Source organism: Phenylobacterium sp. Root700 (assembly GCF_001429025.1).
In the GTDB taxonomy this organism is placed as follows: Bacteria; Pseudomonadota; Alphaproteobacteria; order Caulobacterales; family Caulobacteraceae; genus Phenylobacterium.
In genome coordinates this window covers 471,953-486,369 of record NZ_LMHT01000022.1, presented here as the reverse complement: position 1 = coordinate 486,369, position 14,417 = coordinate 471,953, and the positions used below count along the sequence as shown (strand labels likewise).

Sequence of the window (14,417 nt, the reverse complement as noted above, 5' to 3'; positions counted from 1 at the left end):
CCATCGGCGCCAAGCCCGGTGACTCCGTCGCCGCCGACGAGGTGCTGGTCGAGTTCGCTTGAGCTATGATCCAAGCGTCGAATCCGAGGTGACGCATCCATGAACGGTCAGACCGACTGGGGAGCCCTGTTCCTGTCCGCGGACGGCCGCATCGCGCGCACGCCGTTCCTGCTCGGCGCGGCGATCCTGCTGGGCGTCGCCTCGGTCTATGAGGCCGTGGTCGGCGTCACGATCCATTGGCTGACGGGATGGTTCGTCTATCCGGCGCTGATCTATGGGGGCGCCTGCGTGCTCTCCAAGCGCCTGCACGACCGGGGGAAGTCCGGATGGTGGGCTGCGCTGATCCTGGCGGCCCTGGTGGCCGTCTGGCCCCAGCCGATCGGGTTCCTGGACTTCCTGTTCGGGGTCTCGCTGATCTGGGCCGTCGTGGAGTTGGGCGTGCTGAGCGGGGAGGAGGGCGCCAACCGCTACGGCCCCAACCCGCTGAGGCCGCTGGCGGCCTGACCTCNGTGAGTCCAAGTCCCCCTCAGTCAGCTTCGCTGACAGCTCCCCCAGCGGGGGAGCATCGCTCAGAGCAGCGGCGGGGCGTCCTCGACCGCGCCGAACACCTGCCGGAAGCTGGCCCGCAGGGCGTCGTCGGCCTCGTCCATGGTCACCGGCAGGCCAAGGTCGACCAGGCTGGTCACGCCGTGCTGCGTCTGCCCGCAGGGCACGATGCCGGAGAAGTGCCCCAGGTCCGGCTCGACGTTCAGCGACACTCCATGGAACGACACCCAGCGGCGCAGCTTCACGCCGATGGCGGCGATCTTGTCTTCGCGCGTGGGCAGGCCGGGCGTGCGGCGCTCGACCCAGACCCCGACGCGGCCGTCGCGCATCTCGCCCTCGACATTGAAGCGGCCAAGCGCCCCGATCACCCAGGTCTCGAGGCTGGCGACAAAGGCGCGGACGTCGCGCCGACGCTTGGTCAGGTCGAGCATCACGTAAGCCACCCGCTGCCCGGGGCCATGATAGGTGAACTGCCCGCCGCGTCCGGACGCGAAGACCGGGAATCGATTCGGATCCAGCAGATCGCCCGGCTTGGCCGAGACCCCGCCGGTATAGAGCGGCGGATGTTCCAGCAGCCAGACAAGCTCTCCGGCGCGGCCCTCGGCGATGGCCAGGGCGCGGGCCTCCATGGCGGCGACGGCCTCGGGATAGGGCACCTGGCCCTGGGACACCGCCCAGCCGGCCGGAACGCCATCTTCGCGACCAAAGAGCGGGGCGTCTGCGGCTAGGGTTAACGGCCGGTCAAGCATGTCGGACTCAATGTGGCGCCTGGGGCGGGCTGAACAAGGCTGGGACCCTATATGTATTAGAGTTTCGAGGGCTTTTCGTCTTGGGTCAGGTCAAAGCGGTCAATGTCGAGATCTCGGTCGTTCTTGGCCGATCGACGCTGCCGATGCAGCAATTGCTTCGCATGGGGCGGGGCGCCGTGATCCCTCTGGACGCGGGCGTGAACGACGAGGTTTGGATCCTGGCGAACAACCATCCGGTCGCCCGCGGGGAGATTCAGATCAACGAAGACCGCATCTCGATCGCCGTCACCCGTGCAGCAGATGTGTATGATTTCATGGCTGGTGGTCAGTAGGCCTTCACAAAGCCAAAAGCGTTTGCTAACAGCCGCGCCTCACCACGAGCGGTCGTGGCGGAATTGGTAGACGCGCAGCGTTGAGGTCGCTGTGGGGCAACCCGTGGAAGTTCGAGTCTTCTCGACCGCACCAGTGAAACAAGGTCTTAAACAGCTACAGAGCAAATCTTAGTCAAACACCCAGAGAGGTCCGAATGAGCCGCCAAACGGCTGACCCGACTGAAGTGCGCGACAAGACCTCTCCGGAGCTGGAAGAAGACCTTGAAGACCTCGCCCTAGGCGAGGACTACGCGCTAAACCCGGACTTCGTCGCGATGGTGGTTGACGCCGCCGATCGCGGCGACGCCGAGCGCCTCCGGGATCTACTCGGGGCGTTACACCCGGCCGACGTGGCCGACCTGATGGGCTTCCTCTCGGCGGATTACCGCGAGGAGATTCTGGCGCACCTGGCGCCCGAAGCCCTGGCTGAAATTCTCTCCGAACTCGACACCGAAATCCGCGAAGAGGTCCTGGAGACCGTCGCGCCCGCGACTCTGGCCAAGGCGCTGGAGGAGCTCGATTCGGACGACGCCGCCGACGTGGTCGACGACCTTGAGGCCGACAAGCGGGTCCAGGTCCTGGCCGCCATGCCCGAGACCGAGCGGACGGCCATCGAATCATCGCTGGCCTACGAGGACGAGACCGCCGGCCGCCTGATGCAGCGCGAGGTCGTCGCCGCGCCGCAGTTCTGGACCGTGGGACAGACGATCGATCACTTCCGCCAGGAAGCCGACGACCTGCCGGAGCTGTTCTTCGACATCTACGTGATCGACCCCAGCCACAAGCCGGTGGGCGCCGTACCCGTCAGTCATCTGCTGCGCGCCAAGCGCGACGCGCCGCTGGCGCAGATCATGGAGGCCATCACCGAGATCCCGGTCGGAATGGACCAGGAGGAGGTGGCCTACATCTTCGACAAGTATCACCTGATCTCCGCGCCCGTGATCGAGCCCGGCGGCCGGCTGGTGGGCCAGATCACCGTCGACGACATCGTCGGCGTTATTCAGGACGAAAGCGAAGAAGACATCCTGGCCCTGGCCGGTGTGTCCGACGCCGGCCGGAACGCGCCGGTCGTCGACATCATTCGCGCGCGCCTGCCCTGGCTGATGATCAACACCGTGACCGCCGCGATGGCCGCCAGCGTGATCCACGGGTTCGAGGGCGAGATCGCCAAGCTGGTGACCCTGGCGGTCCTGATGCCCATTGTCGCCTCGCTGGGCGGCAACGCCGGCACCCAGGCCCTGGCGGTCGCGGTGCGCGCCCTGGCCAGCAAGGAGCTGTCCGAGGTCAACGCCTATCGCACCGTCTTCCGGGAGATGGGCGTGGGCCTGGCCAACGGCGCGGCCCTGGCCCTGGTGACCGGCACGGTGGTCTATTTCCTGTTCCACGACGCGCGGCTTAGCCTGACCTTCGGCCTGGCCCTGATGATCAATCTGTTCGTGGCGTCGCTGGCCGGGGTGCTCGCGCCGCTGGCCCTGGAGAAGATGGGCCGCGACCCGGCGGTTTCATCCTCAGTTTTCGTGACTTTCGCCACAGACTTCACAGGTTTCTTCGCCTTCCTGGGTCTCGCGGCCGTGATCCTGCTGTAAGCGGCCTCTATCTTGCCGGTCGAGCCCTGGGTGCGTGCGCCCGTGTGTCAGGATGGGTCAACCGGGCCATGAAACCGCGTTATCAGGTGTCCAGATCAGCGATTGAGCTGATCAAGCGTTTCGAAGGCTACCGACGCAAGTCGGCGCGGCTGGCTGATGGCCGCTGGACGATCGGCTATGGCCACACCTTGACCGCCCGCGAGGGCGCCGATGTCTCGGAACAGGACGCTGAAGCTCTCCTCATCTACGACCTGATCGCGGTGGCGCACTCGGTGAACGAGTGGGTCTACACGCCGCTGACGCAAAATCAGTTCGATGCGCTGACCGCCTTCGCCTTCAATATCGGTCTCGACAATTTCCGCGGCTCCTCGGTGCTGCGCCGCCTGAACGAGGGCGCGCTGATCCAGGCCGCCTGCGCCATGGAACTGTGGCGCAAGGCCGAGTTCGAGGGCGAACGCATCGTCGTCGACGCCCTGGTCCGCCGCCGCTCGGCCGAGAAGACCCTGTTCCTGACCCCGACGAACGGCTGGGTGCCGGCCCCGTCGCCGTTGCTGCAGCCGAACCTGGACCTGGACACCACCGGCGTGGTGCCGCGCCAGACCCCGACCGCCCTGACCGCGCGGATGGACGGCCCGGTCGCGAGGGTCGAGCGCGACGAGGCGAACCAGGAGATGCCGACCCAGGCGGTGGAGGACGACAGCCCCAGCCCGACCACCCTTGCGGCGGCGACGCTGACCTCGCGCCTTTCGACGATCTTCAGCGCCGACGACGTGGCCAATATCCGCTCGGTGGCCGAAGCCGCCGCGCCCGGCCCGCGCCTGGTGATCGAAGAAATCGCCACATCGAGCCTGGCGCCGTTCCCGCACGCCTTGGCGAGCGAGGCCGAGCACGCCTTCAACCTGACCCAGCCGGAAGAAGACCTGGCGCCGCCGGCCGCCAAGCCGCCGAAGCTGGAGCTGGTCGCGGCCAACGAGTCCGAGCCGAGCCTCTTCGATGATCCGATCTTGGAAGAGGTCGTGGCTGAGATCGAGCCGGAACCTGCTGAGCCCCTGGCTGAGCTTGAGCTGGAGCCCGCCGCGCAGGTGAGCGCGCCCCTCGCGGCCGCTTATGAACCGACCTTCGACGCCACCCAGCCGGCGAAGAAGTCCAAGCCCGCCTTCCTGCCCGCCCTGGGCCTGGCGACGGCCGGCGTGGGCCTCTTTGGCGGGTGCCTGTTCTGGGCGATCAATGTGCCCAGCCCGGCCGGCGGCGGGGTGCTGAACCCTGGCACCGTGGTGTGGCTGGCGGGGATCGCCGGCGTCGGTCTGATCGGCGTGGCGGTCTACATGATCCTCGACCGCCTGGGTCGCTCGGACATCGAGCCGACCGACGAGAATCTGGAACGCGACGAATAGCCACGGGCCGGTTTCGCCCGGCCCGCGACGCGTGCTAACCACCTTTCCATGAAGCGTGTCGTGCTCATCGCGGCGGCCACGGGCGTGCTGGCGCTCGGTGGTTGCGCCACCCTGGATGCAGCGCCCGCCTGTCCGATGGGGCAGGAGCCTATGCGCACCGCTCAACTCTTCTTCGGCCAGAATATCGGCGACAAGCCCGGCGTCAGCGACGCCGACTTCCGCAAGTTCCTCGACGAGGAATTGACCCCTCGCTTCCCAGGCGGCCTGACGGTCCTGGACGGCGGCGGTCAGTGGAAGGGCGCGGAGAACAAGCTGATCCGCGAAGCCTCCAAGATCGTGGTCCTGGTCCTGCCGAACGGCCGGGAAGGCCCGCAGAAGCTGAACGACGCGCGCAAGGCCTACGCCAAGCGGTTCAATCAGGAATCGGTGCTGCTGGTCACCCAGGCGGCCTGCGTCGCCTTCTAGGCGGGCAGGGCCGCGGCGGCGGCGCGCAGAGCCTCGGCGGTCTGCGTATCGGCCGGGAAGAAGGTCTCCAGGGTAAGTTCCGACAGGGTCACGTCCACAGGCGTGCCGAACACCGTCGTGGTGCTGAAGAACGACAGGGTTCCCAAGGGCGTATCGAGCCGGAAGGGGATGGCGACGCCGCCATATTCGTCGAAGGGCCTGCGCGGCGGTTGTCCGCCCGGGATCGGATAGGCCTTCAACTCGGTCAGCAACTCGCTGAGGCGCGGATCGGCGGTCATTTCGACCTCGCGCCGCAGCCGGTCCAGCCGGTGCGCGCGCCATTCGTGCAGATTTTGGACCCGAGGCGCGAGCCCCTTGGGATGCAGGGTCAGGCGCAGCACGTTCAGCGGCGGCTTCAGCAGTTCAGGATCGGCCCCCTCCATCAGCGGCGCGACCATCCGGTTGGCGCTGATCAGGTTCCAGCCGCGATCCACCACCAGGGCCGGATGCGGCTCATGGCCGGTCAAGATGATGTCCACGGCCTTGCGCGCGGCGATCAGGGCCGGATCGTCCAGCGACCGCTGCGGAAACACCGGGGCGAAGCCGGCGGCGACCAGGATGGTGTTGCGCTCGCGCAGGGGGATTTCCAGCTGGTCGGCGAGGCGCAGGACCATGTCGCGGCTGGGTTGGGCGCGGCCGGTTTCCAGGAAGCTCAGGTGCCGCGTCGAGATCTCGGCGTCGAGCGCCAGGTCGAGCTGGCTGAGGCGGCGGCGTTGACGCCATTGTCGAAGGTGGTCACCCACCGCTGTGGCTGTTGCGATCATTCGGGGAGCCTAGCGGCACGGGCGTCCGGGCTCCATGACCTCTGAGGTAAAGGCGGGGCCGCCGAAGGCTTCTTCGACGGCCCCGCCTGCTGGAAGCGGCGGTTACGCGCGCTCAGACGAGCCTCTCCTCGCGCGCCGCGCTTCTCAGCTTGGGTTAACGCGGACTTTGGGCCGAAGCCTGAGCCGCGCCGCCGGCCGACGCGCTCGCGCCCTGGCGCGAGGCCGAGCCTGATGCGGAACCTGAGCCCGTCGCCGACGTCAGGCCGCTCACGACGGAAGTGTCGCCACCGGCCTGGCCTTCGGCGTTGAGGTCGAGTCCCTGGTTTGAAGCGTTCGTCGCTGAGCCAGCGGCGCCTTGAGCGGCGCCTTGCGCCTGGCCCGCCGCGCCCAGGGCGGTGGCTGTGGCCGCGTGCTTGGCGGCTCGTGCTTCGCCGCGGGTCCTGTCGACGCGGTCGGTCGCGCGGCCACGGACGTCATCGAGCCGCGATCCCAGACGGCCGGCCCCGAGCGAGCCGGAGCCGCCAAAGGACCCGGCCGCCGATCCGGTCAAGCCGCCAAGGTCCCCCGAGACGCCGCCGAGGACCGAGCCGGAACCGCCGAGCGACCCGCCCAGCAGCTGGGCCTGGGCGCCGCCGGCGAAGGCGAGAGCGGCGGCGGCGAGAATGAGCGTGGTCTTGCGCATTGGAATCTCCTGCGATGGTCGAGAGGCTCAGTCGCCTCTCACAGGGTCCAACGACGCCGATGGGAGATTTCATCCCTGCTTAGCGAAGAAAATCAGGGATGGGTCAGCACGCCCCTGGCGGCCACGGTCGCGGGGCGCGTGGCCAACTCGAAGCCGACCAGGCCCTTGCCGAACCTGGCGTCGGGTCCCTTGGCGCCCAGGTCCTGCGCATCCCTGGCCAGGAGCGCGGTCGCGCGCGCGGCGGAGGCTGGGTCGGGGGTCGGCAGGTTTCGTGCAAGCCGGCCGGCGACAATCGGCGCGGCGAAAGAGGTCCCCCTGACCGCTACGAAGCCGCCGTCCGCCCCCGGAGCGGCCATGTCGGCGCCGGGGGCGGCGAAGTCGATGCGGGGCGGCCGTCCGGCCTCAGGCAACAGGCGACGGCGGCTGTCGACGGCGGTGACCGCGATCACGCCAGGGTAGGCCGCGGGATACAGCGGCGGCGCCGCCGGGCCGTCGTTCCCGACCGCGGCGACAATCAGGTGCCCTCGGGCGACCATGGCCCTCACCGCCGCCTGCAAGGTCAGGTTCGGCGGGCCCACCAGGCTGACATTGATCACGCCGACCTTCGACTGCGCCATCCAGCCGAGCGCGGCGGCGAGGGCCGCCGCCGACCCGCCGGCCGGGGTGGAACCGTAGACGTCGGCGACATAGAGCGAGGCGCCGGGCGCCGAACCCTGGAAGCGGCCTTGGGAGCCCGCCAGCAGCGACGCGACCGCCAGGCCGTGCGCCCGCGGCTGGACGCCGCCGGGGGCGAAGCCGCGCTGTTCGATGCGGACATTGCGCAGCGCCGGATGGCGGGTGTCGACGCCGCCGTCGATCAGCCCGACCCGGGCGGCGGCCCCGCCGTCGCCTGATGCAGGCGCCCCGGGCGCTTCGGCCGCGCCGGCGGCTGAATAGATGTGGTTGAAGTCATATTCGCCTTCAGGATCGATCGCCCTGACGCGTCTGACCGCCTCGCGCGCCGATAGCCCGGCAGGGATCGCCAGCACGACCAGGTCGAGCCCCAGCCCCTCAAACGCCGTGCGGCTTCGGACGCGGAAGCCGCCTGTCTCCAGCCGCACAAGCGCCTCCGGCGAGGGCGACACCGCCAGCACTTCGCCCCTAACGACGGGCGCGCCGCGGTCGTCGACGTCGATGATCGCGGGATTGTCGCGGATCAGGGCCGTCAAGCGCACGGCGCGCGCCTGCTGCAGGACCCGGTTGGCCAAGCCGGGGGCGTCGGGCAAGGACAGGGGTGGGGGCAGGCGGCCTTGGATCGCGCCGCTGGGGAGGCCGGGCAAGGACGTGGTGGGCAAGTCGAGCCCGGGCATGAGTTGAGCTTGGGCGCTTGGCGGCACGGCCAGGGCCAGCAGCAGGACCGCGGTCTTCCAGGCGCAGGACCCTCGTCTGGCTGGGGTTCGGTGTCTAACCATGGTTTGATCCTGGAAAATCGTGCGCACTGAGGATGAAACGCGTGAGGCGGGGCGTTTCATCCTTAGACAGAGGCAAGTCTTGAACGCATTCCAGCGCGAAATGGTCGAGTTGCTGCCGCGATTACGCCGCTTCGCGCGCGTGCTCGCGCGGACGCCCGCTGATGCGGACGACCTCGTTCAGCTGACGGTGGAGCGGGCCTTGGCGCGGACGCAGCAGTGGACAGTCGGTACGCGCCTCGACAGTTGGATGTTTCGGATCATGAAGAACGCCTGGATCGATGAAACCCGCGCCCGCAGACGTCGCGACCTCGTCTTCGCGCCCGAAGAGGCGGGCGAGCACGTGGGCGACGAGGGGGCGGCGCGGGTCGAACGACGCCTAGAGGCCGTCGAGGTGGAGCGCGAACTGGCGCGTCTCCCCGAGGATCAGCGCCTGGCCGTGGCGTTGGTGTTGATCGAGGGCCTTTCCTATCGTGAGGCCGCCGATGTGCTTGAGGTTCCGATGGGCACCCTGACGAGCCGGTTGGTGCGTGGCCGCAATCAGGTGCTGGCGCGGCTGGCGGAGGCGGGGAGGCCGGTATGATCTCCAAGGAAACGGTTCTGGCCTATGTGGACGGGGAGCTGAGCCACGAAGAGGCCCTGGCGGTGGAAGCGGCCATGACCTCGGACCCGGCCCTGGCCGAGGAGGTGGCCAGGCATCTGCAGTTGCGCGATGCGGCGGGGGGGGCTTTCGCGGCCGTTCTGACCGAACCGGTTCCCGAACGACTGCTGGCCGCCGCCCGGGAGGCCCCATCGGAACGGGTCGCGCGGTCGGCGCTCGTTCGACGGTTTGGCCCGCCGCATTGGGCGGCCATGGCCGCGTGCTTGGCGCTCGGCGTGTTGGCGGGCTACGCCATTCCCTCCGGGCCGGTGGTTTCGGGGGCGGGGGGGCTACAGGCGCGGGGCGCCTTGGCCAGGGCCTTGGACGGCAAGCTGGCGGCCGATGAGGGGCCGGTACGGATGGGGGTCTCGTTCCGGGACGCCGGCCGGGCCTATTGCCGGACATTCCGGATGGATCGCGAAGCCCTGGCCGGCTTGGCCTGCAGGGAGGATGGCCGTTGGGCGGTGCGCACGCTCGCCGAAGTCAGGCCGCAAGCCGGCGGCGACTACCAGATGGCGGGATCGGCGATGCCCCCGGCGGTCTTGGCTGCGATGGATCAGATGATGGTCGGTGATCCGCTGGACCGGACCGAAGAGACCGCGGCGCGGGCGGGCGGCTGGAAATAGTTCCGCATACGCAAAGGGCCGGTCCCCCCGAGGGGACCGGCCCTTCCATTGTCGGACCGCATTAGCGGCTCGCAACTCGGCGCTTACTTGGAGACCTCGTAAGCGGCAACCCGTGTCACGGATTCCACTTGCAGATGAAGACAATGAGACACTTGGTCACCTCCTTTCAGCTGTTGAACAGGATCTTCAATATGGGGGCGATTTTCAGAGTCGCAAACCTGTTTATTGAACGCCGTCTAACAGTCAGGTGATCGTGACCGCTGCCGCTGCGGCTGCGGCTGCGGCTGCGGCCGCGGCTGGGGCGGCGGGCGCATGGCGGCTGGGCCGGCGGCGCAGTTCGGTGACTGGCCGGTCCAGCTTGTCCAGGGCCTCGATGGTGGCGCGGTAACCCGCGGCGACAGCGGGTTCGTAGGCCGACCAGTCGCGGATTTCGACGCCGGTCAGGTCCGGCGTGACCAGGACGTCGGTGGCCTCACGCGCCGCGGCCAGATCCCGGCCGCTGGAGACGGTGGCGGCCCGCATCAACAGCGAGACGATCGGTGGGCCCTTGCGCCACTGGCCCGAGCGGATCCAGCGCCAGACCGACTCCGGCCGCGCCACATCGTCGGCGGTGATCGACCGGCCCCGGCTGACGTCCACGCCAACGATGGGGCCAAGCTGGGACAGCCGCATGATGTCGGCGGGGAAGTTTTTCATCACCGCGCCATCCACCAGGACGTTGTTGTCTGGCGTGGTGGCCGGCGGCAGGACGCCGGGCAGGGAGATGCTGGCGCGCAGGGCGTCGCGCAGCAGTCCGCTCTTGTGAAGCTGGTAGGTCCCAGTGGTCAGGTTTGACGAGACGCAGAAGAACGGCAGCCACAGGTCGGCGATCTCGATATCGCCGAAATGGCGGGCGAGGCGCTCGCGGACCTTCTCGCCACGGGTCATGGCCAGCAGCGGCAGGGCGATGTCGTCCAGTGGGCTGGTCGAGACGAAGGCGTCGCGGATGCGGGTGTCCATCTCCGCGCTTTCCCAGCCGAGCGCCAGGCCCGCGGCGATGATGGCGCCCATCGAGACCCCGCCGACAAAGTCGACGGGCACGCCGCGTTCGCGCAGCGCCTGGATGGCGCCGACATGGGCGTAGGCCCGCGCGCCGCCGCCCGACAGCACCAGGCCCACGGACTGCCCGGTCAGCACCCGCGCCAGCCTGGCGATGTCCTCGCTGCGCTCGCGGCGGACGTGGAACAGGCGAGCAGGCTTCAGGGCGTCGACCCAGGCCTGCGATCCTTGCGGCGTCGCCCGGGTCTTGGGCTGCACCAGGATCAGATCGACCAGATTCTGGGCCTGGAGCGGCTCGGTGGTGCGAGCGAAGCCTTCGGCCGGCGGGGCGGCGTCGCCGCGGGCCACCCGGAACAGACGGTCGACCTGACGCCCCACCACCTGGCGCCAGCCAAGGTCGTTGGCCTCGGCCGCGTACAGCACGAAGTCGTAGTTGCGCTCGACCTCGGAGAACCATTCGGTCGGGGCGTGCTGGGCCTCGGAGCCGACCACGGTCACTGAATAGCCGAGCTTGCCCATCTCGCGGCCGATCTTGTCGACCAGGGTGCGCACGGCGGTGGGTTCGCCTGCGGCGACGAAGCCGAACACCGAAGGTTCGCCGACCGAAGCCTTGGTCGCCGCCTGGCGGCTGCGCAGGATCATCAGGCGGGCCAACTCGGTCATCACCGTGGCGTCGGTCTCGCAGGCGTCGAGGAACAGCTGCCTTGGGATAGCGAAAATTTCGGAATCCCGCAGGGCGACCACGGTGCCGGTGTGAGGAACGCCGGTGATCAGGGACATTTCGCCGGCCGGTTCGCCGGGCCGGATCACGCCCAGGAACTGGGGCTCGCCGCCTTCTTCCTTGCGGAACGCGCCCAGTCGCCCGGCGCGCAGGAAATAGAGGTGGTCAGCAGGTTCGCCGGCCTTGAACAGGGTCGCGCCGCCCGGCAGCGAGAACCATGTGGCGTCGCCTTGGCTGCGCTCCTCGTAGAAGAGACGCGCTAGCGCCGAGTCGGTCGGGATGTCTGGCAAGGTGACCACGCGGGCAGCCTAGCTTGCGTCGTCGTGGGCGGCTATGGCTTGGCCTGATCCAAACGTCCGGGTCCAGCGTTCTAGCCTCGTACAGGAGTGCGCAGCATGACCAATCCCATCGCCGATCCGCTGGTTGAGGTGCCCGACACCGACGTCGCGTCCAAGCTGGTGCAGATCGAGGCGACGCCCGAGGGCGTGGCGACCGTGACCTTGAACCGGGCCTTGCGCCGCAACGCCTTCAACGCCGAACTGATCGCCGCCCTGCATGAGGCGTTCGAGACCCTGCATGGGGCCGAGGGCGTGCGGGTGGTGTTCCTGCGCGGCGCCGGCGGCACGTTCAGCGCCGGGGCGGACCTGGAGTGGATGCGCGACGCCATCGACCGGACCGAGGCCGACAACCGCGACGACGCCTATCAAATGGCGAAGATGTTGAAGAGCCTGTGGGACATCCCGGCGCTGACGGTCGCCCTGGTCGAGGGCGGGGCCTTCGGCGGCGGGGCGGGCCTGGCCGCGGCCTGCGACATGGCCGTGGCCACCGCCGACGCCAAGTTCAGCTTCTCCGAGGTGCGGCTCGGCATCATCGCCGCCACCATCAGCCCCTATGTGGTCGCCGCGGTCGGCCCGCGTCAGGCGCGCGGCCTGTTCGCGACCGGCCGGCTGTTCGACGCCGCCTACGCCGAGAAGGTCGGACTGGTCACCGAGGTGGTGGCCGACGCCGTCGAACTGGACGCCGCTCGCGAGCGTATCGCCACCGAGATGATGGCCTGCGCGCCCGGGGCCGTGGCAGAGTCCAAGCGGCTGGTCGAGGATGTGGCCTACCAGGCGATCGAGGACGTGATGGACGAGACCGCCAAGCGCATCGCGCGCGCGCGGATCAGCGAGGAAGGTCAGGAGGGCGTCCGCGCCTTCCTCGACAAGCGTAAGCCCAGCTGGGCGCTCTGATCGTCCCATGACGCTGCATATGATCAAGCTGGTGGTGGGCTGCGACACCATTGAGGACCTGTTGGCCTGGCACGCCGACAAGCCTGGCCCGTGGATCATGCACACGCGCCAGACGCCCAAGCGCGCCGCCGATCTGCTGGCGGGCGGCTCGCTCTATCGAGTGTTCAAGGGCGTGATCCTCTGCCGCCAGCCGATCCTGGCCGTCGACACGGTGGGTGAGGGGCCCAACGCGCGTTGCGAGGTGACGGTCGATCCGAACTTCGTGCGGGTCGCGCCAACCCCGCGCCGAGCCTTCCAGGGCTGGCGCTATCTCGAAGCCAAGGATGCGCCGCCGGATCTGTCGGGCGGCGTGGACGGAGACATCCCCCCGGAGCTGGCGCGCCAACTCCGGGAAGCTGGAGCCTGGTAGGCGGTTAGCTGACGGCGACCGCCGCTTCCTCGATCAGAGCGACGATCTCGGTGGGATGCGAGGCCAGAGAGGCGTGGCTGGAATCCAAGGTGATGGTCTTCTTGGTCCCGAGCCGGCTCGCCATCCAGGCCTGGGTCGGCGGCGGGATCATCCGGTCGCCGGAGGAAGCCTGATACCAGCTGGGCTTGGACTTCCAGGCCGGCGGGCCGGACTTGTCCTCAAAGCAGCGTCCTGCGATCGGCTTCTGGCTGAGGGCCATGACCAGGGCCTCGGTCTCGTCGAGGTCGGCGCAGAAATTCTCGTGGAACTGGTCTGGGGCGATCCACAGGAAGCCGTCGGCGTCCGGCCGGATGGCGGCTCCGCCCGGCGGCGCTTCGCGCGCCAGCAGCGCGCCTAGGCTGTCGCCTTCATCCGGGGCGAAGGCGGCGACATAGACCAGCCCAGCCACATTGGGCGCGTGGCCCGCGCCAGTGATGACCGCGCCGCCATAGGAGTGGCCGACCAGCAGGGTCGGGCCGTCCTGCGCGGCCGCCAGCCGCGTGGTGCGGTCGACGTCGTCGGCCAGCGAGGTCAGCGGGTTCTGCACCGCGGTGACCTTGTAGCCCTTGGCGTGCAGCGGCGGGATCACGTGACGCCAATGGGAGCCGTCCCCCCAGGCGCCGTGCACAAGTATGATGTTTGGTTTACCGGCCATATGTTCGTCCTCCTGTTCAAGGACGCCCCGCCGGAGCCGATTGAGCCGGCTCCGGCCGCCGATTGGCAAGCGATAGTTCGGGTCTAGACCGCCATGTTGTCGATCAGCCGGGTCTTGCCGATCACCGCCGCCGCCAGGACGCGGGCCGGGATGTTCAGGGGGCCGGGGCCGGGATGGGACAGGTCCTCGGCGTTGCGGACCTCGAAATAGTCGATCCGCTGGAAGCCCGCGCGTTCCAGGGCCGCCAGGCCGGTGGCCTCGACCCGTTCGACGCTCTCGCCGGCCTGCAGGCGGCGGACGGCGTCGGCGAGAGCCAGGTTCAGGCGGCCGGCGATCTCGCGCTCGGCCGCGCTGAGATAGGCGTTGCGCGAGGAGCGGGCCAGGCCGTCTTCCAGCCGTGAGGTCGGTGCGCCGACGATCTGCGTCGGGATGTTCAGGTCGGCGACCACGCGCTTGATCACCTGGAGTTGCTGGTAGTCCTTCTCGCCGAAGACGGCGACGTCGGGTCCGCATTGCATCAGCAGCTTGGAGACCACGGTGGCGACGCCGGCGAAATGGCCTGGCCGCGCGGCGCCGTCGAGGGGCTCGGAGACGCCGGTGACATTGACGGTGGTGGCGAAGCCAGGCGCATACATCTCACCGACCGTGGGCGCGAACAGCAGGTCGCAGCCGGCCCCGGCCAGGAGGTCGGCGTCGCGCTCCTCGTTGCGAGGATAGGCGTCGAAATCCTCATTCGGTCCGAACTGGGTCGGGTTGACGAAAACGCTGGCGACGACCCGGTCGGCCTTCGTCTTGGCCAGGGTGATCAGGGAGAGGTGACCGTCGTGCAACGCGCCCATGGTGGGGACCAGCGCCACGCGTTGTCCGTCGCGCTTCCAGGCGGCCACTTGGGCGCGGAGGTCGGCGACGGTGCGGACGATGGCGATCTGGGGCATGGTGGGCTCGCTGTTGAGGCGAGGGGCTTATGGCGCGGGCGCGGCCCCCCGTCCATTCCATCCACAGACCGCGTCGGC

Annotated in this window: 16 protein-coding genes and 1 tRNA gene; 10 read left to right on the top strand and 7 right to left on the bottom strand. The window is 69.0% G+C overall.

Features of this window, described 5'->3' with window-relative positions; genetic code table 11:
• The first annotated feature begins 99 nt into the window (after window positions 1-99).
• Window positions 100-504 carry a DUF805 domain-containing protein gene (locus tag ASE02_RS13250; protein WP_056734879.1) on the top strand — a complete coding sequence of 135 codons (405 nt, stop codon included), beginning with the start codon at window positions 100-102 and terminating at the stop codon, window positions 502-504.
• Between the two features lie 65 nt (window positions 505-569).
• On the opposite strand, the gene lipB is transcribed toward ASE02_RS13250, so the two are convergent.
• Entirely contained in the window at window positions 570-1,295 is a 726-nt protein-coding gene (gene lipB / locus ASE02_RS13245; protein WP_056734877.1) for a lipoyl(octanoyl) transferase LipB, read from the bottom strand.
• An 80-nt stretch (window positions 1,296-1,375) separates the two neighbouring features.
• Between lipB and ASE02_RS13240 the strand changes: the two genes are divergently transcribed.
• The 5 genes from ASE02_RS13240 to ASE02_RS13220 all read left to right on the top strand — a co-directional run bounded on the left by ASE02_RS13240 (window position 1,376) and on the right by ASE02_RS13220 (window position 5,111).
• Complete coding sequence (locus tag ASE02_RS13240) at window positions 1,376-1,627, top strand: FliM/FliN family flagellar motor switch protein (protein WP_056734876.1); 252 nt, start codon at window positions 1,376-1,378, stop codon at window positions 1,625-1,627.
• Between the two features lie 48 nt (window positions 1,628-1,675).
• Window positions 1,676-1,760: transfer RNA gene (locus tag ASE02_RS13235), tRNA-Leu, on the top strand.
• A 61-nt stretch (window positions 1,761-1,821) separates the two neighbouring features.
• On the top strand, window positions 1,822-3,252 hold the full coding sequence (gene mgtE, locus ASE02_RS13230) for a magnesium transporter (protein ID WP_056734875.1): 1,431 nt from the start codon (window positions 1,822-1,824) through the stop codon (window positions 3,250-3,252).
• 68 nt (window positions 3,253-3,320) lie between these two features.
• A complete protein-coding gene (locus ASE02_RS13225) occupies window positions 3,321-4,646 on the top strand; it encodes a lysozyme (protein ID WP_056734873.1) in 1,326 nt (441 codons plus the stop codon).
• Between the two features lie 60 nt (window positions 4,647-4,706).
• Entirely contained in the window at window positions 4,707-5,111 is a 405-nt protein-coding gene (locus ASE02_RS13220; RefSeq protein ID WP_162257168.1) for a DUF3574 domain-containing protein, read from the top strand.
• Here ASE02_RS13220 and ASE02_RS13215 read toward each other — a convergent pair.
• The 3 genes from ASE02_RS13215 to ASE02_RS13205 all read right to left on the bottom strand — a co-directional run bounded on the left by ASE02_RS13215 (window position 5,108) and on the right by ASE02_RS13205 (window position 8,047).
• Window positions 5,108-5,914 carry a helix-turn-helix domain-containing protein gene (locus ASE02_RS13215; RefSeq protein ID WP_056734869.1) on the bottom strand — a complete coding sequence of 269 codons (807 nt, stop codon included), beginning with the start codon at window positions 5,912-5,914 and terminating at the stop codon, window positions 5,108-5,110. The genes ASE02_RS13220 and ASE02_RS13215 overlap by 4 nt on opposite strands.
• 154 nt (window positions 5,915-6,068) lie before the next feature.
• Window positions 6,069-6,596, bottom strand: coding sequence for a hypothetical protein (locus ASE02_RS13210; RefSeq protein WP_056734867.1), 528 nt, complete (start codon window positions 6,594-6,596; stop codon window positions 6,069-6,071).
• 92 nt (window positions 6,597-6,688) lie between these two features.
• Complete coding sequence (locus ASE02_RS13205) at window positions 6,689-8,047, bottom strand: S8 family serine peptidase (protein WP_235536692.1); 1,359 nt, start codon at window positions 8,045-8,047, stop codon at window positions 6,689-6,691.
• 100 nt (window positions 8,048-8,147) lie between these two features.
• Here ASE02_RS13205 and ASE02_RS13200 point away from each other — a divergent pair, with 100 nt between their 5' ends.
• Both ASE02_RS13200 and ASE02_RS13195 read left to right on the top strand, forming a co-directional pair.
• A complete protein-coding gene (locus ASE02_RS13200) occupies window positions 8,148-8,627 on the top strand; it encodes a sigma-70 family RNA polymerase sigma factor (protein ID WP_056734971.1) in 480 nt (159 codons plus the stop codon).
• Window positions 8,624-9,310, top strand: coding sequence for an anti-sigma factor (locus tag ASE02_RS13195; protein WP_056734865.1), 687 nt, complete (start codon window positions 8,624-8,626; stop codon window positions 9,308-9,310). Before ASE02_RS13200 ends, ASE02_RS13195 begins: the two co-directional genes overlap by 4 nt.
• Before the next feature lie 243 nt (window positions 9,311-9,553).
• Here ASE02_RS13195 and ASE02_RS13190 read toward each other — a convergent pair whose 3' ends face one another.
• Window positions 9,554-11,368: a patatin-like phospholipase family protein gene (locus ASE02_RS13190; protein WP_056734863.1), complete on the bottom strand. Its 1,815-nt coding sequence runs from the start codon at window positions 11,366-11,368 to the stop codon at window positions 9,554-9,556.
• Between the two features lie 96 nt (window positions 11,369-11,464).
• Between ASE02_RS13190 and ASE02_RS13185 the strand changes: the two genes are divergently transcribed.
• Together ASE02_RS13185 and ASE02_RS13180 are read left to right on the top strand one after the other, a co-directional pair.
• Window positions 11,465-12,301, top strand: coding sequence for an enoyl-CoA hydratase-related protein (locus tag ASE02_RS13185; RefSeq protein ID WP_056734861.1), 837 nt, complete (start codon window positions 11,465-11,467; stop codon window positions 12,299-12,301).
• 7 nt (window positions 12,302-12,308) lie between these two features.
• Window positions 12,309-12,710, top strand: coding sequence for a DUF1489 family protein (locus ASE02_RS13180; RefSeq protein ID WP_056734859.1), 402 nt, complete (start codon window positions 12,309-12,311; stop codon window positions 12,708-12,710).
• A gap of 4 nt (window positions 12,711-12,714) precedes the next feature.
• Here the strand turns inward: ASE02_RS13180 and ASE02_RS13175 are convergent, their stop codons facing one another.
• Window positions 12,715-13,404, bottom strand: coding sequence for an alpha/beta fold hydrolase (locus ASE02_RS13175; RefSeq protein WP_056734857.1), 690 nt, complete (start codon window positions 13,402-13,404; stop codon window positions 12,715-12,717).
• A gap of 83 nt (window positions 13,405-13,487) precedes the next feature.
• Window positions 13,488-14,339: a pantoate--beta-alanine ligase gene (gene panC, locus ASE02_RS13170; RefSeq protein ID WP_056734855.1), complete on the bottom strand. Its 852-nt coding sequence runs from the start codon at window positions 14,337-14,339 to the stop codon at window positions 13,488-13,490.
• Window positions 14,340-14,417: the final 78 nt, after the last annotated feature.

Coding starts and splice junctions, on each gene's coding strand:
- ASE02_RS13185 (WP_056734861.1), top strand. CDS start 11,465: ATGACCAATCCCATCGCCGATCCGCTGGTTGAGGTGCCCGACACCGAC.
- ASE02_RS13180 (WP_056734859.1), top strand. CDS start 12,309: ATGACGCTGCATATGATCAAGCTGGTGGTGGGCTGCGACACCATTGAG.
- ASE02_RS13210 (WP_056734867.1), bottom strand. CDS start 6,596: ATGCGCAAGACCACGCTCATTCTCGCCGCCGCCGCTCTCGCCTTCGCC.
- ASE02_RS13250 (WP_056734879.1), top strand. CDS start 100: ATGAACGGTCAGACCGACTGGGGAGCCCTGTTCCTGTCCGCGGACGGC.
- ASE02_RS13225 (WP_056734873.1), top strand. CDS start 3,321: ATGAAACCGCGTTATCAGGTGTCCAGATCAGCGATTGAGCTGATCAAG.
- ASE02_RS13175 (WP_056734857.1), bottom strand. CDS start 13,404: ATGGCCGGTAAACCAAACATCATACTTGTGCACGGCGCCTGGGGGGAC.
- panC (WP_056734855.1), bottom strand. CDS start 14,339: ATGCCCCAGATCGCCATCGTCCGCACCGTCGCCGACCTCCGCGCCCAA.
- lipB (WP_056734877.1), bottom strand. CDS start 1,295: ATGCTTGACCGGCCGTTAACCCTAGCCGCAGACGCCCCGCTCTTTGGT.
- ASE02_RS13215 (WP_056734869.1), bottom strand. CDS start 5,914: ATGATCGCAACAGCCACAGCGGTGGGTGACCACCTTCGACAATGGCGT.
- ASE02_RS13205 (WP_235536692.1), bottom strand. CDS start 8,047: ATGGTTAGACACCGAACCCCAGCCAGACGAGGGTCCTGCGCCTGGAAG.
- mgtE (WP_056734875.1), top strand. CDS start 1,822: ATGAGCCGCCAAACGGCTGACCCGACTGAAGTGCGCGACAAGACCTCT.
- ASE02_RS13200 (WP_056734971.1), top strand. CDS start 8,148: ATGGTCGAGTTGCTGCCGCGATTACGCCGCTTCGCGCGCGTGCTCGCG.
- ASE02_RS13195 (WP_056734865.1), top strand. CDS start 8,624: ATGATCTCCAAGGAAACGGTTCTGGCCTATGTGGACGGGGAGCTGAGC.